Origin of the sequence: Nonomuraea sp. NPDC050328, from assembly GCF_044459405.1 — a bacterium.
Taxonomy (GTDB): Bacteria; Actinomycetota; Actinomycetes; order Streptosporangiales; family Streptosporangiaceae; genus Nonomuraea.
In genome coordinates, this window is record NZ_JBITIW010000004.1 from 324,478 (window position 1) to 341,812 (window position 17,335).

The following is a 17,335-nucleotide window of genomic DNA, read 5'->3' on the forward strand; positions in this document are numbered from 1 at the left end:
CGTGCTGCCCGGGCTTGCCCGAACGCCTAGGCTTGAGCCCATGATGAGGGGATTGCCAGCCGCGGATCGGTGCCTCGTCATGGGCGTGGTCAACGTGACCCCCGACTCCTTCTCCGACGGCGGCCTCTGGTTCGACGAGGACGCCGCGGTCCGCCACGGGCTCGCCCTGGTGGCGGAGGGCGCCGACCTGGTGGACGTGGGCGGCGAGTCCACCCGCCCGGGCGCGGCGCGGGTCTCGCTGGAGGAGGAGCTGCACCGGGTGGTCCCGGTCATCCGCCGGCTGAGCGCCGAGGGCGTCGCCGTCAGCGTCGACACCATGCGCGCCGAGGTGGCCAGGGCCGCGGTCGAGGCCGGGGCGCTGCTGGTCAACGACGTGAGCGGCGGGCTGGCCGATCCCGACATGCCGCGCGTGGTGGCCGCGACCGGCGTGCCGTACGTGGTGATGCACTGGCGTGGGCACAGCCACAGCATGGACAGCCGCGCGATCTACGACGACGTGGTCGGCGAGGTGCGCGAGGAGCTGGCCAAGCGGGTGGCGATGGTGCTGGCCGAGGGCGTCGACGAGAGCCAGATCGTGCTCGACCCCGGTCTGGGCTTCGCCAAGACCGCCGAACACAACTGGGCGGTTCTGGCGGGAATGGAGCGCTTGCTCGATCTGGGCTATCCGTTGCTGATCGGGGCTTCCCGCAAGCGCTTCCTCGGTAGGCTCCTGGCCGATGCCGACGGTTCGCCGCGGCCGTTCGCCCGGAGCGACGCGGCCACGGTCGCGGTCTCAGCACTCGCCGCGGGCAGCGGCGCGTGGTGCGTGCGCGTGCACGAGGTCGGCCCCAACGCCGACGCCGTGCGGGTGGCCGCGGCATGGAAGCGTGGCGGGGCCTCGGCGAGCGGAGCCCCGACGAGAGTGGAGAGCCCGTGAGAATGGTGACCCCGTGAGGCTGGTGACTCTGTGAGCGTGGACACCCAGGCGGTGGAGACGGTCAACCAGGCGTTCTACACCGCGATCGAGAACGCCGACCTCGACAAGATGACCGAGGTCTGGGCGGAGGACTCCGCCGACAGCCAGGTGAGCTGCGTGCATCCGGGCTGGTCGTTGCTGGCGGGGCGCTCCGAGGTGTTGCGCTCGTGGGCGCTGATCATGGCGAACACGACCTACATCCAGTTCGTGCTGACCGATGTGAAGACCGCCGTGCTCGGCGACCTGGCCGTGCTGACCTGCGTGGAGAACATCCTGACCGCGGGCGACGAGGGCGAGTCGAGCTTCGCCGCCGGCAAGGTGGTGGCCAGCAACGTCTACGTCCGCACGGCCGAGGGCTGGCGGCTGTGGATGCACCACGGCTCGCCCGTCCTGCAGACCGATGACGAGGAGGACGACGAGTTTGACGCTTGATCGCATCACCGTGAAGGGCCTGCGGGCGCGTGGGCGGCACGGCGTGCTGCCCGCGGAACGCGAGCTCGGCCAGGAGTTCGTGGTCGACGCCACGCTCTTCGTCGACACGCGCAGGGCCGCCGCGGGCGACGACCTGAGCTGCACGGTGCACTACGGGGAGCTGTCCGAGGCCCTGGTCAAGGTGGTGGAGGGGGAGCCGGTCAACCTGATCGAGACCCTCGCCCAGCGCCTGGCCGACGTCTGCCTCGACAGCGAGCTGGTGCGCGAGGTCGAGGTCAGCGTGCACAAACCGGCCGCGCCCATCCCCTTGCCCTTCGACGATGTGATCGTGACGATCCGGCGGAGCCGCTGATGAAAGCCGTCCTCGCACTCGGCAGCAACCTGGGCCGCCGCTTCGAGACCCTCCAGGGCGCGGTCGACGCGCTCTTCGACGCGCCGGGCCTCGACTACGTCGCGGTCTCGCCGGTCTACGAGACCGACCCGGTCGGTGGGCCGGAGGCGCAGCGCCCCTACCTCAACGCCATCGTGCTGGCCGACACCAAGGTCGACGCCTACACGTTGCTCGAACGCGCCCAGAGCATCGAGAACGCCTTCGGGCGGGAGCGGGCCGAGCGCTGGGGGCCGCGCACCCTCGACGTCGACCTGATCGCCGTGGCCGACCTCGCCTACGACACCCCGGAGCTGATCCTGCCGCACCCGCGGGCGCACGAGCGGGCGTTCGTGCTGACGCCGTGGGCCCAGGTCGACCCCGACGGCGAGCTGCCCGGTCACGGGCGCATCAGCGACCTGCTGGCGGGGCTCGACCAGACGGGGGTACGGCTCCGCCCCGACCTGCGACTCCAGGGGCCGGCTTGAAGCCCACCAGACCCGCACCGCTCGTCGGCCTCCTGGTGGTCGTCGCGCTGGTGACGTTGCTGCTGGTCCGGCAGTTCTACTCCGATCTGCCGCTGGTGCCCTGGACCGCGATCCCGACGGTGGTGCTGCTGGCCATCGGCGAGTTCGTGACCGGCGCCAACACCAAGGCGCGCATCGCCCGCAAGCCCGACACCAAGCCGGTGGAGCCGCTGGCCGTCGCCCGGCTGGCGGCGCTGGCCAAGGCCTCGGCCTACGCCGGTGCGGTGTTCGCCGGGATCTTCGGCGGGTTCGCGCTGCACACCGTCGGGCTTCTGATGCAGGACACGCCGCGCCGGGAGTTCTTCGTCACGACCGGCTCCTTCGTGGCGTGCGTGCTGCTCGTGTGCGCCGCGCTCTACCTGGAGTACTGCTGCCGCGTGCCCAAGCAGCCCGGCGAGGAACGGGAGCAGGCCTGAGCACCAAGGGTCTGGCCTGGACGGAGCGGGCCGGGGCGGCGCCTGCCGTCCTGCTGCTGCACGGGCTGGCCGGGCACGCGGGTGAGTGGGACGCGGTGCTGAGCGGGCTGGGTCATCGGTCGGTGGCGCTCGACCAGCGCGGCCACGGAGCCAGCGAGCGGCGCCCGGCCGACCTGTCGCACGAGGCGCGGGTGGCCGACGTCATCGCGGTCCTCGACGAGCTGGGGCTGGAGCGGGTGGTGCTGGCCGGTCCCCTTCCCGGACCGGGCGGCGGCGGTGGAGTTCCTAGGCGCGGGTTGGGCCGACGGCCTGGCGAGCACCCCGGAGGGCCTGGTGCCGCGCTTCGACCCGGACGTGATGGTCGCGATGATCGCCGAGCACTGCCGCCGCGACTACTGGGCCGAGTGGGCGCGGGTCCGCTGCCCGGTCACGCTCGTGCTCGGCCAGAACGGCATCATCCCGGCCGAGGACGTCGCGCGCATGGGGATCGAGCCGCACGTCGTCGCCGGAGCGGGCCACGACGTCCACCTGGACGCGCCGGAGGCGGTCAGGTCTTCGCTGGTACGGCTGTGCGCCGCCGTCGCCGGGTGAACAGCGCGATCACCGGCACCGTGCAGATCAGCGGCCCGAGGATGGCGATGGGCCGCTCCAGCCACCAGTACAGGTCGGGCGGCACGTCCCGGCCGATCTGCCCGAACAGCCACCACGAGATGCCCAGCGCGATCGCCATGCCGGTGGTGTGGAAGAGGAAGAGCGGCAGCGCGTAGCGGTTGATCGTCTCGTTGACCTTCTTCCACCGCGGCCGGGCCAGCAGCCGTTCCATGGTCGGCCGCAGCACCTCGACCAGCCCGATCTGGAACATCAGCAACGCCACGATGACGAAGGTGGGCGGGGCCATGTTCGACCACTTGTCGCCGGGCACGCCGACCATCGAGCCGGGGTAGATGCCCGAGTAGACCAGCCCGAACAGCGCGAACAACCCGGTCCAGAGCACCGCGTAGTCGTAGCGCCTGGGCAGGTCGACGACGCGCTGGTAGAAGAATCCGGCCTGGTGCGCCAGCCCCCACACGATGATCATGTTCAGCCAGCCGACCCACTCGACCCCGTAGCGGAGCCGGATCACGTCGACCACCAGCGCCGCGCCGCCCAGCCAGACGAGGGTGAGCACGTCGTAGCGCTTGTGCAGCCAGATCGACACCGGCAGCAGGGCGATGAGCACCAGGTAGACCGCCATGAACCAGAGCGGGCTGAGGATGAGCAGCACCACGCGGCCCATCCACTCCACGTCGAAGACCAGCGTGATCACCACGCCGATCGCCACCCAGACCGCCGAGAGCACGAGAGCGGGTACGGCCAGCGCCTGGATCCGCCGCAGGACGAAGGAGCCGATGCCGACGCCCCTCGCGTGCGCCCGCTCCCACGACAGCAGGTGGACGTGCCCGCCCACGTAGAAGAAGAGCGGCAGCACCTGCAGCAGCCAGGTGAGGATCCACAGGCCCGAGGTGAAGCCGAGCGGGCTGGTCGGCATCGGCCCGTCGGGCTCCCACTCCAGGATGGTGAAGGCCCAGTGCCAGACCACGACCACGATGAGGCTGAGGGCGCGGAGCCAGTCGACGTAGGGGTCGCGTTGGGTGGTGGTGGGGGAGCTCACTTGTCGATGTCACCCACGACGAAGAACATCGAGCCGAGGATGGCGACCATGTCGGCGACCAGATGGCCGGGCAACATCTCGCGCAGCACCTGGATGTTGTTGTAGGAGGCCGCGCGCAGCTTCATCCGCCACGGGGTCTTGTCGCCCTTGGAGACCAGGTAGTAGCCGTTGATGCCCAGCGGGTTCTCCGTCCAGGCGTAGGTGTGGCCCTCCGGCACCTTCAGCACCTTGGGCAGGCGCTGGTTCACCGGGCCTGGCGGCAGGTCGCGCATCCGCTCCACGCAGCGCTCGGCCAGGTCGAGGGAGACCTGGAGCTGCTCGAAGAGCACCTCGAAGCGGGCGTGGCAGTCACCGGCCGTGCGGGTCACCACCTTGACCGGGAGTTCGGGGTAGGCGAGGTACGGCTGGTCGCGGCGCAGGTCGAAGTCAACGCCCGAGGCGCGGGCGATCGGGCCGCTCACGCCGTACTGCATGATCTGCTCGCGGCTCAGCACGCCGACGCCCCGGGTGCGGGCCAGGAAGATCTCGTTGCCGAGGATGAGGTTCTCGATGTCGGGGACGCGCCGCCGTACCTCGGTGAGGGTCTCGGACACCCGGTCGAGCCAGCCGAGCGGGAGGTCCTCCTTCAGCCCGCCGACGCGGTTGAACATGTAGTGCATGCGACCGCCGGAGATCTCCTCCATCACCGCCTGGAGCCGCTCGCGCTCGTTGAAGGCGTAGAAGATCGGGGTGATCGCGCCCAGTTCGAGCGGGTAGGAGCCGAGGAACATCAGGTGCGACAACATCCGGTTGAGCTCGGCCAGCAGGGTGCGGGCCCAGACCGCGCGGATCGGCACCTCCATGCCGAGCAGGCGCTCGGCGGCGAGCACCACGCCGAGCTCGTTGGCGAAACCGGACAGCCAGTCGTGCCGGTTGGCCAGCATGATGATCTGGCGGTAGTCGCGCACCTCGAACAGCTTCTCGGCGCCGCGGTGCATGTAGCCGATGATCGGCTCGCAGCCGGAGATGCGCTCGCCGTCGAGGGTCAGCCGCAGCCGCAACACGCCGTGGGTGGACGGGTGCTGGGGGCCGATGTTGAGGACCATGTCCTCGGTGGCCAGCTCCTTGCCCACCTCGGCGGCGCCTGCCCCGATGCCGACCACCCGTTCTGTCATAAGCCCCATGCTGCCACCCAGCCCGGGGGTCTTCCAGCACAGGCCTCGGTCAAGGAACGGCAATAACCCGCATTTCGGGTGTAGCGAGGGGGAGGAATGTCTTGATTGGGGGGATTCAGGGATGAAGAAGGTTCCAGTAGACATCGCAGCGCTGATCGCACGGATCGTGCTCGGCGTGATCTTCGTGGCGCACGGCTGGCAGAAATGGCAGAACGGCATCGACGCCACGACCCAGATGTTCACCCAGGCCGGAGTGCCCCAGCCCCAGCTCGCCGCCACGTTCACCATGGTCGCGGAACTGGTCGGCGGCGCTCTGCTGATCCTCGGGCTGTTCGTGCGGGTGGCGGCGCTTCTGCTGCTGGCCGTCACGATCGGGGCGATGATCTTCGTGCACTTCCGTAACGGGATCTTCATCGCCGACAACGGGTGGGAGCTCGTGGGGGCCCTGGGGGCGGGATGCCTCATGCTCATGGCCACCGGGGGTGGGCGGCTTGGGCTTGACGGGCTCTACCTGGCTCTGCGGCGGCGCAACAAGGCGCGGGACGCCGCCCAGGAGGAGTTGTCCACGGCTCGTCAGGCGCGGGAGGACGCCGAGCGCAAGGCCGCCGAGGCCCGCACCGAGGCCGCGGAGGCCGAGGCGGCCCGAGCCGCCGACCGCGAGGCCCGGCGTGACGCCGTCCAGGAGTCGACCGGGGCCACCCGGGACGTCGCCCGGGACGCCGCCGACGACGCCCGTGACTCCGCCCGCGACGCCCGCCACTCCGCGGCGTCGGCCCAGGCCGCCGAGGAAACCCGCCCCAACACCGTGCCCCAACAGGCCCACGGCCTCTCCGAGGCGGACCGCAGGGACATCGACGCCTTGCTCGCCGACGAAAAGCGCCGAGGCGAATCCTGACCCACCCAATAGCGGGCGGGCCGCACCGGGTCCTGAGGCCGGGGTGGCCGGGCCGCGGTGGCCGGGCTGCGGTGGCCGGGCTGCGGTGGCCGGGCTGGCCGGGCCGGGGATGCCGAGGTGCCGGGCCGGGGTGGTCGGGTTGGCCGGGCCGGGGTGGCCGAGGTGCCGGGCCGGGGTGGCCGAGGTACCCCGGCTTAGGGATGCCGGGTGGCCGAGGTGGCCGGGCTAGGGATGCCGGGGTGGTCGGGGTGGTCAGGGTGGTCGGGGTGGCCGGAGGGGCCGGGGTGAGGAGGCCGGGGTCGCCGCAGCCCGGGGGCCAGGCGGACCCACCGCCCGGCCCACGCCGCCACCCGATACGGCGAGGACCCCGTGCGGTGGCCGCCCGTCCACCGATGCGGCGAGGACCCCGTGCGGTGGCCGCCCGTCCACCGATGCGGCGAGGACCCCGTGGGGTCGCCGCCCGTCCACCGATGCGGCGAGCACCCTGTACGGCGGCCACCGGTCCACCGATGCGGCGAGAACCCCGGACAAGGGCCACCGAGGCGGCGAGGATCCCGCGTGGGGGGTCAGCGGGTGGTGAGGTTGTGGAGGGCGGTGAGGAGGCGGTCGATGTGCTCGTCGGTGGTGCCCAGGCCGATGGAGGCGCGGACGGCTGAGGCGGTGCCGTCCTCACAGCCACCGTCCGCAGTCCCCAGCAGGTGCCGCACGAAGGGATGCGCGCAGAACTTCCCGTCCCGCACCCCGATCCCGTACTCGGCCGACAGAACCTCGGCCACCTCCCGAGCGGTGAACCCGTCGACCACGAACGACACGATCCCCACCCGAGGGTGGTCAGCCCCCCACAGGGAAAGCTCCCGCACCCCGGAAAGGCCCGCGATCCCGGCCCGGAGCCGCCCGATCAGCCGCTCCTCCTCCCGCACGAGCGCCGTCCACCCGGTGGCGGAGAGCGCGTCACAGGCGGCGGCCAGCGCGATGGCGCCGAGCACGTTCGGGGTGCCGGCCTCGTGCCGGGGCTCGGGGTCGTCGTGCCACTCGATCTCGTCGTTGACCGCCCGCACAGCGCCGCCGCCCTTGAGGTACGGCTCGCCCGCCGCCAGCCAGTCCCGCCGCCCGATCAGCACCCCGGCCCCGAAGGGCGCGTAGAGCTTGTGCCCGGAGAAGGCGACGTAGTCGAGGTCGAGCGCGGTGATGTTGAGCCGCCGGTGCGGCACGAGCTGGGCGGCGTCGACGAGGATGCGCGCCCCGTGCCGGTGGGCGATGTGCGCCAGGGCCGCGATCGGCCAGAGTTCGCCGGTGACGTTGGAGGCTGCGGTGACGACCAGCAGCTTGGGGCCGTCGATCCCGGCGAGGGTCTCGTCCACGGCGCGTACGGCCTCGCCGGGGAAGGCGGGCGGCGCCAGCCGTACGACATCGGTCCAGGGGAGCAGCGAGGCGTGGTGCTCGGTGTCGAAGACGACCACGGTGGTGCCTTCGGGCAGGCAGCCGGCCAGCAGGTTGGTGGAGTCGGTGGTGTTCCGGGTGAAGATCACCGCGTCGTCGGGGCGGGCGCCGGCGAAGGCCCGCACGGTGTGCCGCGCCTGCTCGTAGCGGGCGGTGGTGAGCTGGGAGGCGTAGCCGGCGCCGCGGTGGACGCTGGAGTAGGCCGGCAGGGCGGCGGTCACGGCCGCGCTGACCGGCTCCAGACAGGGCGCGCTGGCGGCGTAGTCGAGGTTGGCGTAACCCACCAGCCGGCCGCCCTTGACCGGAACCTCCAGGTCGGCACCCAGGACCGCGGGCAACTCACGCGCGCCGGACTCGCCGGGCGAGGCGGCGGGGGAGGTGGTGCTCTGGGCGGGGACAGAGCTGAAGATGCTGAGCGTGGACACGGCGAACTCCTTCGAGGCCATGGGCCCCGATCCGTCCGTGGAGCCCGCGCTTGCCCGCCACACCTCGTGACGGACCAGGTCCTCACCCGGGGCACCCCGCCGCGGACGCGAGGGTTGCCGGCCAGCAAGCCGGGGCTGTGCGCTGGCACTCATGACCTTCGTCGGAACTATAACCGACACAGGGGCGGAAACCGCAAGTCGCGAACTTTCTCGAGTCGACGATCGTTGTGTGCAGATTGAGCAAGGAGGTACAGAATGCTGGACTGGGTGACCAACCCAGAGATCTGGATCGGGTTTCTCACCCTGGTCGCACTCGAGATCGTGCTGGGCATTGACAACATCATCTTCATCTCGATCATCGCCGGGAAGCTCCCGCCCGAGCAGCGCGACCGTGCTCGGGTGCTGGGTCTCGCCGCCGCGTTGATCAGCCGCCTGGTGCTGCTGCTCGCCCTGTCGTGGGTGATCAGGCTGACCGAACCGCTCTTCACCGTGCTGGGTCAGGAGATATCCGGACGAGATCTGATCCTCATTCTCGGCGGTCTGTTCCTGCTGGCCAAGAGCGTGCTGGAGATCGGCCACAGCATGGAGCTCAAGGACGGCGAGGGGGGCACCAAGCGCAAGGTCACCTCGTTCGCCTCGGCGATCATCCAGATCATGATCCTGGACATCGTCTTCTCGCTGGACTCGGTCATCACCGCGGTCGGCATGGTCGACGAGCTGGGCGTGATGATCGCCGCGGTCATCGTCTCGGTGATCGTGATGCTCTTCGCCAGCGGCCCGATCAGCCGTTTCGTGGACCGGCACCCGAGCATCAAGATGCTGGCGCTGTCCTTCCTCGTGCTGATCGGCGTCGTGCTGCTCGCCGAGGGCTTCGAGCAGCACATCAGCAAGGGTTACATCTACTTCGCGATGGCCTTCTCCCTGGTCGTGGAGATGCTGAACATCCGGATGCGGAGCAGGCACCGGGCTAAGCAGTAAGGGTCCGCTCGCCGCCGAACAGGCCCGCCGGGTCGAGGCGTCTCTTCGTCTCGGCCAGGCGCGCGCCGTACTCCGGGGTGAACGCCCGCGCGATCTGGTCGAGCCCGGCGGCGAAGTTGAACGGCGTGTAGCCGGTCGCGGCGGCGCCGAGTCCGGCCGAGAAGCGGCCGCCGAAGTCCTGCACGGCGGCGGCGACGTCCGGCCCGGGCGCGAGGCTGACCGCCTCGGCCACGAACTCGCCCTGGGCGTAGGCCAGCCCGGGGTCGAGCTGCGGCGCGCCGCCGATGTGCCGCACCAGCCACAGCAGGTACGGCTCGGCATCCCGGGGCGAGATGCCGGCGAGGTAGTCGATCGCTTCGTCGCTGAGCCCGGCCAGCATCTCCGCGCGCAACATGAACGGCAGCGGATCGGTCGGGTCGGCGGTGATCTCGTCGATCCGGTTCGAGGGCATCGGCCCGGTGAGGTCCATGACGAGTCCCGGCAGCGCCCGCAGCGGCGCGAGCAGCTCGTCCATGCCCGAGTGGTCGGGTCCGGGGTGGCACAGGCAGATCCGGGCGACCGACTGGCCGCGCATCGGCGGCGGCACGAAGGGCGCGTCCGGCACGTGCAGCACACCCACCGCGGAGGTCAGCTCGCGCGGCACGGTGGCCACCCAGTCGCGGTAGGCGAGGAGGACGTCCCTGGCCAGGTCGGCCGGCCACATCATGGACCCGGCGTAGAGCTGCGCGGCCGGGAACAGCCGGGTGCGCAGCGCGGTGACCACGCCCAGGTTGGGCCCGAAGCCGCGCAGCGCGGCCATCAGCCCGGGGTCGCGCTGGTCGTCGACCCAGCGGATCTCGCCGTCGGCGGTGACGAGCTGGAGTTCGACGATGGCCTGCGCGGCCAGGCCGAAGGGCCGGGCCAGGAAGCCCAGGCCGCCGCCGAGGCTGTAGCCGACGACGCCGACGTCGCTGGTGCTGCCCACCAGGGGCGCCAGGCCGTGCGGGTGGGCGGCGTCGATGACCGCCTTCCACTTGGCGCCGGGGCCGACCAGGGCGGTGTCGCCGTCGATGGCGACGGTGTCCATGCCGGAGGTGACGAGGAGCAGGTCGTCTTCGGTGGCGGGGCGCAGCGCGCCGTGCCCGGTGGCCTGCACGCGCACGCGCAGTCCGCGCTGGGCGGCGAAGACGACCGCCTCGGCGACCTGCTCGGCGGTCTCGGCGACCGCCACGTAGGCGGGCCGGTGCACGATGGCGGCGTTCCACGCCGCGCAGAGACCCGGATACTCAGAGTCACCGTGCTGGAGTAGGCGAAGTGGCATGCCTCGAGTGTCGAGGCATGCCCGCACCGTCCGCTAGCTGGGAGAACTACGTAGGAGCCGGGTCAGCAGCGGCTCCACCAGCCGGGCGGCCAGCGGTCCGAAGGCGGCCAGCACGAGGACGTAGGTCGCCGCCAGCGGGCCGAGATCGGGGTGGACCCCGGCGGCCACCGCCAGTCCGGCGATGACGATGTTGAACTCGCCGCGCGGGATCAGCCCGATGCCGGCTCTGACCCGGCCGGCCCGGCCCACGCCGGCCCGTCTGGCCGCCCAGGCGCCGGTCCCGAGCTTGGTCAGCATGCTGATCACCGCGAGCAGGATGGCCAGCCCCGCCACCGGCGGGATCTTCGTCGGATCGGTCTGCAGGCCGAAGAAGACGAAGAAGACCGCGGCGAACAGGTCGCGCAGCGGCGCGAGCAGGGCCCGCGCCTCGTGCGCGAGCTCACCGGACAGCGCGATGCCGACGAGGAAGGCGCCGACCGCCGCCGAGACCTGGAGCTGTTGCGCGAGCCCCGCGACCAGCAGCGCCAGGCCGAGCACCTTGAGCAGCAGCACCTCGGCGTTGGGGCTGCTCACGAAGGCCTCGATGAAGCGCCCGAACTTGAGCGAGATGATCAGCACGCCGGTCACCGTCAGCAGCGCGACGCCGACCGAGACCGCGCCCGCCACCACCCCGACGCCGGCCAGCAGCGCGGTCAGCACGGGCAGGTAGACGGCCATGGTCAGGTCCTCGAAGACCAGCAGGCTGAGCACGACCGGGGTCTCGCGGTTGCCGATCCAGCCGAGGTCGGACAGCACCTTGGCGGTGATGCCGGAGGAGGTCATGTAGGTCACGCCGCCGAGCGCGACCGCGGCCACCGGGCCCCAGCCGAGCAGCAGCGCGGCGATCACGCCGGGGGCGGCGTTGAGCACGAGGTCGACGACTCCGGCCAGGGCGTTGCCGCGCAGGCTGGAGACGAGTTCGTTGGCGTTGTACTCCAGCCCCAGGGTGAGGAGCAGGAGCACGACGCCGATCTCGGCCACGATCGAGACGAAGTCCGTGCTGGTGGCCAGGGGGAGGATGCCGCCCTTGCCGAAGGCGAGTCCCGCGACGAGGTAGAGGGGAATGGGGGAGATGCCGAATCGAAGAGCCAGCGCGCCGAGCACGCCGAGCGCGAGGATGATGGCACCGAGTTCGAGAAAGACGATCGCGGTGTGGTGCACTTAGCCTTCCGTCAGGATGTCGGCGACGGCGGCGGTGTTCTCCTCGTCGCCCACCACCACGGCGATGTCGCCGTCGGCGAACACGAAGTCGGGGCCCGGGCTGGTGTGCACCTGCCCGCGCCGCACCACCGCCACCACCGAGGCGCCGGTGCGGGTCCGGATCCGCGCCTCACCGAGGGTTCGTCCCGCGTACGGCGAGCCCGCCGGAATGGGCAACTGCAGGCTGACGAGCCCTTCGATCTCGCGGTGGAGGTCGTTGAGCCGCTGCACGATGCGCGGGGCGCCGAGCAGCTCGACGAGCGCGTCGGCCTCGTCGTCGTTGAGCTGGATCGCCTCGCAGGCCCGGTCGGGGTCCTCGCGCGAGTAGACGATCAGGTCACGGCGACCGGAACGGTGCGACACGACGGCGATGCGCCGGCCCGACTGGGTGTTGAACTCGTGTTTCAGCCCTATGCCGGGCAGGGCTGTCTGCTCGATCTCCACCCTTTTACCGTATCGGGGGACCTGCGTGGTTTCATCTCCGCTGGGTCAACCACCCGAATGCGCCCAGCCCGTGCGGATCGATGAGCTCCGCCTCCTCGCCGGCCGCCGACAGGGCTCGCACGTAGCCGCGCGGATCGTGGTGGGCGAGGTCGATCGGGGGGCGGGTGCCCGTGATGCCCAGCTCTCGCAGGATCTCGCGCTGTGTGGACAACTCTGTGGATATCGCGCCCGCTTCGGTCCCGGCCGCGGCGCAGGCGTCGAGGGCGACGTGGGCGGTGATGTCGCAGGTCCCGTCGGGTATGGGGGCGACGAGGCGGCCGTCGCGGTAGCCGGCGAGTGATCCACAGGGCGGCCGGTTATCCACAGGGTGTGCATAATCGATGGCGATCGCCTGACCCCTGGCCAGCCGTACCAGCACGGCCGCCCAGGCGGCGTCGCGGGTGCGGCCGATCTCGGCGCGCGCGCCCACCCGGGTGAGCGGCCACCAGCGGTCGAGCCAGGCGCGGTCGGCGGGTGCCGGCGGGTCGCCGAGGCGTTCCTCACCGGTGTCCGGGTCGACCAGGACCAGCCGTGGGCCGTCGGGGGTGAGTTCGACGACGTCGAGCGGGATGTTGTCGAGCCATTCGTTGGCGATCGCGAGGCCGGTCATCGCAGGGGGCAGGTCGTGCCGCCAGCGGATCTCCTCGGGCAGGCCGTCGGGGCGCGGGGAGAGGTCGACCGCGGTGACCCGCAGGCGTTCGCGCAGGCCGCCGGGTGCGGCGTCGAGCACCCGGCGGGCCAGCCGGCCCTCACCGGCGCCGATGTCCACCAGGTCGAGCACGGCCGGCGAGCCCAGGTCGCGATCGAGCCGTTCCAGGAGCGTCAGGATCGCGCGGGCGAAGGTGTTGGCCGCGCTGACCGAGGTCCGGAAGTGGCTGGACGGGCGCTCGCGCAGGTAGAAACCGGCCTGGCCGTCGAGATCGCCGTAGAGTGCGCGCTCCATCGCCGCCCGCCAGGTGAGCCACATGCCATGACTATCTCATGACACGCGGAGTGCTGAGATGGCTACGCGTGGTGATCGCTTTGCGCTAGCGTTACTCGCTGTTACCGGATGGTCGCCCGGCCCGGCCCCCAGCGGGCGCGGTCACACCCGGTGTGGTCCACAGCAGATCCGACGAAAGGAGCCCCCGTGCTCAAGAAGACCGCCGTCGTCGCCGGAGTCCTGGCCCTCATGGCCGTCGCCGCCCCCGCGGGCGCCGACACCACGAGTGGGGACAGCGGCATCCTGTCCGGCAACCAGATCTTCGCCCCGATCACCGCGCCCATCAACGTCTGCGGGAACGCGGTCGGGCTGTTCGGCGTCGCCATCGCCGGCTGCCAGGGCGGCGCCCACGCTCACGTGCACCACTGATACCCCCTGCATCCCTGGCACCACTGGCACCACTGACGGGCGCCGAAGACCCGGCCGGTCATGGACCGGCCGGGCGCACCTCCACGGGTAGCACATCGTCAAACGCGGACGCCGGTTCCAACCCGGAACCCGGGGTCCGCTCACATGCGATGGATCCACTTCCCCTCGTTCGATATTCGATTAGGGGGTGCGATGTTTGTATGCCCTTGTCGGATTTGTCGCTACCTCAACATGCGGCAAAACCCCAGTCACGGCCGATGGACCCGGGGCCGGTTACCCTGGTCGGCATGGAGGCTGGGGATCGGCCGGGTCGACTGTCGGTCGGCGTGCTCGGCACGGGGAAAGTCGGTTCGGCGCTCGGCGCGGCGCTCGCGACCGCCGGGCACCGGGTGGTCGCCGCGAGCGGGGTCTCCGACCGTGCGCACCGATGGGCCGCCGAGCGGCTGGGGGTCGAGCCGGTCCAGCCTGACCAGGTCGTCCGTGCCGCCGACCTGGTGTTGCTGACCGTTCCCGACGACGCGCTGCCCGACCTGGTGGCCGGGCTCGCCGCGACCGGGGCGGACCTGCACGGCAAGATGCTCGTCCACACCAGCGGCGCCTACGGCCTGTCGGTGCTGGAGCCGGCCACCCGTCGCGGCGCGCTGCCGCTGGCCCTGCACCCCGTGATGACCTTCACCGGCCGGGACGACGACCTGACCCGGATCACCGGCGCCTCCTTCGGCGTCACCGCCCCCGACGTCCTGCGGCCGATCGCCGAGGCCCTGGTCATCGAGATGGGCGGCGAGCCGGTCTGGATCGACGACGCCGACCGCGCGCTCTACCACGCGGCCCTGGCCGGGGCGGCCAACCACATGGTCACCCTGATCGCCGAGTCCTCCGAGCTGCTGACCAGGATCGGCGTGGACAACCCGGGCCGCATGCTCGGCCCGCTGCTCGGCGCCGCGCTCGACAACGTCCTGCGGATGGGCATCGGCGCGCTGACCGGCCCGGTCGTGCGCGGCGACGCCGGCACCGTGCGCAAGCACGTGGACGCGCTCATCCTCGCCGCACCCGAGGCGGCCGACGCCTACATCGCGCTCGCTAGGCTCACCGCCGACCGGGCGCTGGCGGCCGGCCTGCTCAAGCCCGAAGCCGCCGAGCGCCTCCTGGACGCGCTGGGAGGCAACATATGGACGTAGCACGCACCGGGGCCGAGCTCCGCGAACTGCTCAAGGGCGGCAGGGTCGCGCTGGTGCCGACGATGGGCGCGCTGCACGAGGGCCACCGCTCGCTGATGCGTCTGGCCCGCGAGCGCGCCGACCAGGTCGTCGTCAGCATCTTCGTCAACCCCCTGCAGTTCGGCCCGAACGAGGACTTCGGCCGCTATCCGCGCACCTTCGACCAGGACCTCGAGGTCTGCGCCGCCGAGGGCGTCGCGGCGGTCTTCGCCCCCTCGGTCGAGGAAATGTACCCGCCGGGCCGCCAGGTCAGCGTCTCGGCGGGGCCGATGGCCACCGTCTTCGAGGGCGAGGTGCGTCCCGGCCACTTCGACGGCGTGCTGACCGTCGTGCTCAAGCTGTTCAACCTGGTGCGTCCCGACGTCGCCGTCTTCGGGCAGAAGGACGCGCAGCAGCTCGCGATGATCCGGCGCATGGTCGCCGACCTCGACGTGCCGGTCGAGATCGTCGGCGCGCCCACGCTGCGCGAGCCCGACGGGCTGGCGTTGTCCAGCCGCAACCGCTACCTGTCGGCCGAGGAGCGGCAGCGGGCGCTGGCCATCTCCCGCGCGTTGCGCGCCGGGGAGATGGAGCGGGCGCCGTCGGCGGTGCTGGCGGCGGCGCGAGCCGTACTCGACGAGGAGGGTCTGGTCCCCGACTACCTCGCGCTGGTGGATCCGGCGACGTTTACCCAGGTGGACGACCGCTACTACGGGCCGGCGGTGCTGGCGGTGGCGGTCAAGATCGGGACTACCCGATTGCTCGATAACGTTCTGCTTGAGCTGTAATCGGCGCGCAAGCCCAAAAGGTCGCGCGGCCAGGCGAAAGGTGAACGAATGCTCAGGACGATGCTGTCCGCCAAGATCCACCGGGCCACGGTGACGCAGGCGGATCTGCATTACGTGGGGTCCCTCACCATCGATGAGGACCTCATGGACGCCGCGGGTCTCCTCCCGGGCGAGCAGGTGCACGTGGTGGACATCGACAACGGCAACCGGCTGGTGACCTACGCGATCACGGGTCCGCGCGGCTCGGGCGTCATCGGCATCAACGGCGCGGCGGCCCGGCTGGTCTCGCCCGGCGATCTTGTGATCATCATCGCCTACGGCCAGATGGAGGACGCCGAGGCCCGCGTCTTCGAGCCGAGGATCGTGCACGTCGACCGCGGCAACCGCATCATCGAGCTGGGCTCCGATCCGGCCGCGGCGGTCGAGGGGACCGTGCGCGGCGACGAGGTGTACGCGCACTGAGCACGAGCGCGCCGATGAGAAGCACGGCCAGGACCGGGCCGACGACGCCGAGCGCGTCGCTCCACGTCCGGTAGGCGGCGGCCTGGGTGTAGCCGAGGGTGACCACGGCGCCCGCCCAGGCCACCGCGCTGGGCACCACCGCCAGCGCGAAGGTCCGGTACGGCATGCCGCCCGCGGCCGAGATCCGCGGCACGAGGGTCCGCCCGGCCGAGCTCCAGTGCCCGACGGCGACCGCCCACCCCCGATGCCGCCCGACCAGGTCCCGGCACCGGTCGAGCAGCCTGACCGAAGGCAGCCCCGTGGTGCGCCCGCGCCAGAAGCCGACGTGCGCACCCGCCACCGTCCCCGCCGCTGCCAGCGGGATCGCCAGCGCCAGGGGCGTGACGCCGAGCTGCGACAGCACGCCGAGGATCAGCAGGATCGAGGTGCCCGGGACGAACAGCCCGGCCAGCAGCCCCGCCTCGACGACCAGGGCGAGCGTGGCCACGCCCAGCACCGCCGGGCCGGGCAGCAGCCCGAGCCAGCCCAGGATGGTCTCGATCATCAGAAGGCCAGCGCCGGACGCGGGGCGGCGAGCCGTACCGGCCGCTCGGCCAGCTTCAGCAGCCGCATCGCGACGACGACGAGCGCCCCGACCGCGAACGCGGCCATGGTCCGCTCGGCCAGCCCGATCAGGAAGCGGTCACCGAAGTAGGTCGAGGCGACGATGAGCCCGCCGGTGACCGTGGCTCCGGCGGCCATGGCGCGCAGGCGGCCGGTCAGGTCGCGCCAGTGCTCGTCGGCGCGCAGGCCATGGGCGAAGGTGAAGGTGGCCGCGATCAGCGCCACGAAGGCCAGGCTCGCCGAGACCCGGTGCAGCCAGCCCGCCGCGCTCAGCTCGACCAGGGTGAACGGGTTGTCGGTGGGCACCAGCGCGGTCACCGCCAGGCCGCCGCACCAGGTGAGCAGGAGCGCCTTGGTCCACCGGCCCATCGGGGCGGCGGCGCGGCGCAGCCCGGCGAACAGCGCCAGCGAGGCGGCCACGCACAGGAAGATGCCGATCGACACCGGCCCGCTGAAGTCCACCGCGGCGAAGTCGCTGATCGTGCTGCCCCAGGCGGTCAGCCGCGAGTCGGCGCCGACGTGCCCGAGGACGGTCATGCCCGCGGTCAGGCCGAGCCCGAGGTAGGCCAGGTGGGCAAGGGGGCGGAAGGAACCGTTCGTCATGGGTTCGACGATCCCCGCAGGCCCCGGGGCGGGTCGCTACCCCCGCGTTCCGACTGATGGTGCACTTTTC

At 71.6% G+C, this 17,335-nt stretch carries 20 protein-coding genes, 2 pseudogenes and 1 riboswitch; of the genes and pseudogenes, 13 read left to right on the forward strand and 9 right to left on the reverse strand.

The annotated features are described in order from the left end of the window. Positions 1–40: 40 nt before the first annotated feature. The 7 genes and pseudogenes from folP to ACIBG7_RS17790 form a co-directional block, all read left to right on the forward strand. Positions 41–916 (forward strand): dihydropteroate synthase, encoded by an 876-nt coding sequence (gene folP / locus ACIBG7_RS17760; RefSeq protein ID WP_357929376.1) that lies wholly within the window; start codon positions 41–43, stop codon positions 914–916. Between the two features lie 30 nt (positions 917–946). Continuing rightward, on the forward strand, positions 947–1,387 hold the full coding sequence (locus tag ACIBG7_RS17765; protein WP_357929373.1) for a nuclear transport factor 2 family protein: 441 nt from the start codon (positions 947–949) through the stop codon (positions 1,385–1,387). After that, the gene (gene folB / locus ACIBG7_RS17770) at positions 1,377–1,739 is read left to right on the forward strand and encodes a dihydroneopterin aldolase (protein ID WP_397336890.1); all 363 of its coding nucleotides are present in this window, start codon (positions 1,377–1,379) and stop codon (positions 1,737–1,739) included. The genes ACIBG7_RS17765 and folB overlap by 11 nt, the downstream gene beginning before the upstream one ends. Further along, positions 1,739–2,242: a 2-amino-4-hydroxy-6-hydroxymethyldihydropteridine diphosphokinase gene (folK, locus tag ACIBG7_RS17775; RefSeq protein ID WP_357929367.1), complete on the forward strand. Its 504-nt coding sequence runs from the start codon at positions 1,739–1,741 to the stop codon at positions 2,240–2,242. Before folB ends, folK begins: the two co-directional genes overlap by 1 nt. Next, positions 2,239–2,697, forward strand: coding sequence for a DUF3180 domain-containing protein (locus tag ACIBG7_RS17780; protein ID WP_357929365.1), 459 nt, complete (start codon positions 2,239–2,241; stop codon positions 2,695–2,697). The genes folK and ACIBG7_RS17780 overlap by 4 nt, the downstream gene beginning before the upstream one ends. Further along, positions 2,625–2,936, forward strand: a pseudogene (locus ACIBG7_RS17785) (alpha/beta fold hydrolase); the annotation flags it as partial. The gene ACIBG7_RS17780 and the pseudogene ACIBG7_RS17785, both read left to right, overlap by 73 nt. A 19-nt stretch (positions 2,937–2,955) precedes the next feature. Further along, positions 2,956–3,288, forward strand: a pseudogene (locus ACIBG7_RS17790) (alpha/beta fold hydrolase); the annotation flags it as partial. Here ACIBG7_RS17790 and ACIBG7_RS17795 read toward each other — a convergent pair. Next, entirely contained in the window at positions 3,245–4,348 is a 1,104-nt protein-coding gene (locus tag ACIBG7_RS17795) for an acyltransferase (RefSeq protein ID WP_357929363.1), read from the reverse strand. The pseudogene ACIBG7_RS17790 and the gene ACIBG7_RS17795 sit on opposite strands and share 44 nt — an antisense overlap. Continuing rightward, complete coding sequence (locus ACIBG7_RS17800; protein WP_357929361.1) at positions 4,345–5,502, reverse strand: NADH-quinone oxidoreductase subunit D; 1,158 nt, start codon at positions 5,500–5,502, stop codon at positions 4,345–4,347. The genes ACIBG7_RS17795 and ACIBG7_RS17800 overlap by 4 nt, the downstream gene beginning before the upstream one ends. Before the next feature lie 121 nt (positions 5,503–5,623). Between ACIBG7_RS17800 and ACIBG7_RS17805 the strand changes: the two genes are divergently transcribed. After that, positions 5,624–6,397: a DoxX family protein gene (locus ACIBG7_RS17805; protein ID WP_357929358.1), complete on the forward strand. Its 774-nt coding sequence runs from the start codon at positions 5,624–5,626 to the stop codon at positions 6,395–6,397. 566 nt (positions 6,398–6,963) lie between these two features. Here the strand turns inward: ACIBG7_RS17805 and ACIBG7_RS17810 are convergent. Then, positions 6,964–8,262, reverse strand: coding sequence for an aminotransferase class V-fold PLP-dependent enzyme (locus tag ACIBG7_RS17810; protein ID WP_397336891.1), 1,299 nt, complete (start codon positions 8,260–8,262; stop codon positions 6,964–6,966). Positions 8,263–8,303: 41 nt separating this feature from the next. Next, positions 8,304–8,419, reverse strand: a riboswitch (SAM riboswitch). 98 nt (positions 8,420–8,517) lie between these two features. On the opposite strand from ACIBG7_RS17810, the gene ACIBG7_RS17815 reads away from it, so the two are divergent. Further along, positions 8,518–9,240 (forward strand): TerC family protein, encoded by a 723-nt coding sequence (locus ACIBG7_RS17815; RefSeq protein ID WP_397336892.1) that lies wholly within the window; start codon positions 8,518–8,520, stop codon positions 9,238–9,240. Here ACIBG7_RS17815 and ACIBG7_RS17820 read toward each other — a convergent pair. From ACIBG7_RS17820 to ACIBG7_RS17835, 4 genes are read right to left on the reverse strand one after another with little or no spacing between them, the layout of a single operon-like run. Next, on the reverse strand, positions 9,230–10,540 hold the full coding sequence (locus tag ACIBG7_RS17820; RefSeq protein ID WP_397336893.1) for an FAD-binding oxidoreductase: 1,311 nt from the start codon (positions 10,538–10,540) through the stop codon (positions 9,230–9,232). The genes ACIBG7_RS17815 and ACIBG7_RS17820 overlap by 11 nt on opposite strands. A 33-nt stretch (positions 10,541–10,573) precedes the next feature. Next, positions 10,574–11,740 (reverse strand): cation:proton antiporter, encoded by a 1,167-nt coding sequence (locus ACIBG7_RS17825; protein WP_357929347.1) that lies wholly within the window; start codon positions 11,738–11,740, stop codon positions 10,574–10,576. Next, a complete protein-coding gene (locus ACIBG7_RS17830) occupies positions 11,741–12,223 on the reverse strand; it encodes a cation:proton antiporter regulatory subunit (RefSeq protein ID WP_357929345.1) in 483 nt (160 codons plus the stop codon). It abuts the gene before it with no gap. 31 nt (positions 12,224–12,254) lie between these two features. Continuing rightward, a complete protein-coding gene (locus ACIBG7_RS17835) occupies positions 12,255–13,229 on the reverse strand; it encodes an SAM-dependent methyltransferase (protein WP_397336894.1) in 975 nt (324 codons plus the stop codon). A 162-nt stretch (positions 13,230–13,391) separates the two neighbouring features. On the opposite strand from ACIBG7_RS17835, the gene ACIBG7_RS17840 reads away from it, so the two are divergent. The 4 genes from ACIBG7_RS17840 (at position 13,392) to panD (ending at position 16,059) form a co-directional block, all read left to right on the forward strand. Then, on the forward strand, positions 13,392–13,613 hold the full coding sequence (locus tag ACIBG7_RS17840) for a chaplin family protein (protein ID WP_357929340.1): 222 nt from the start codon (positions 13,392–13,394) through the stop codon (positions 13,611–13,613). 287 nt (positions 13,614–13,900) lie between these two features. Beyond that, the gene (locus tag ACIBG7_RS17845; protein ID WP_357929337.1) at positions 13,901–14,791 is read left to right on the forward strand and encodes a DUF2520 domain-containing protein; all 891 of its coding nucleotides are present in this window, start codon (positions 13,901–13,903) and stop codon (positions 14,789–14,791) included. Further along, a complete protein-coding gene (gene panC, locus ACIBG7_RS17850) occupies positions 14,782–15,597 on the forward strand; it encodes a pantoate--beta-alanine ligase (RefSeq protein ID WP_357929336.1) in 816 nt (271 codons plus the stop codon). Before ACIBG7_RS17845 ends, panC begins: the two co-directional genes overlap by 10 nt. Positions 15,598–15,645: 48 nt before the next feature. Then, on the forward strand, positions 15,646–16,059 hold the full coding sequence (gene panD / locus ACIBG7_RS17855; RefSeq protein ID WP_357929333.1) for an aspartate 1-decarboxylase: 414 nt from the start codon (positions 15,646–15,648) through the stop codon (positions 16,057–16,059). Here the strand turns inward: panD and ACIBG7_RS17860 are convergent. Both ACIBG7_RS17860 and ACIBG7_RS17865 read right to left on the reverse strand, forming a co-directional pair. Beyond that, a complete protein-coding gene (locus tag ACIBG7_RS17860) occupies positions 15,986–16,603 on the reverse strand; it encodes a VTT domain-containing protein (protein WP_357929332.1) in 618 nt (205 codons plus the stop codon). The two genes, panD and ACIBG7_RS17860, sit on opposite strands and share 74 nt — an antisense overlap. Continuing rightward, entirely contained in the window at positions 16,603–17,265 is a 663-nt protein-coding gene (locus ACIBG7_RS17865; protein ID WP_357929329.1) for a DUF998 domain-containing protein, read from the reverse strand. Before ACIBG7_RS17865 ends, ACIBG7_RS17860 begins: the two co-directional genes overlap by 1 nt. Positions 17,266–17,335 lie beyond the last annotated feature (70 nt).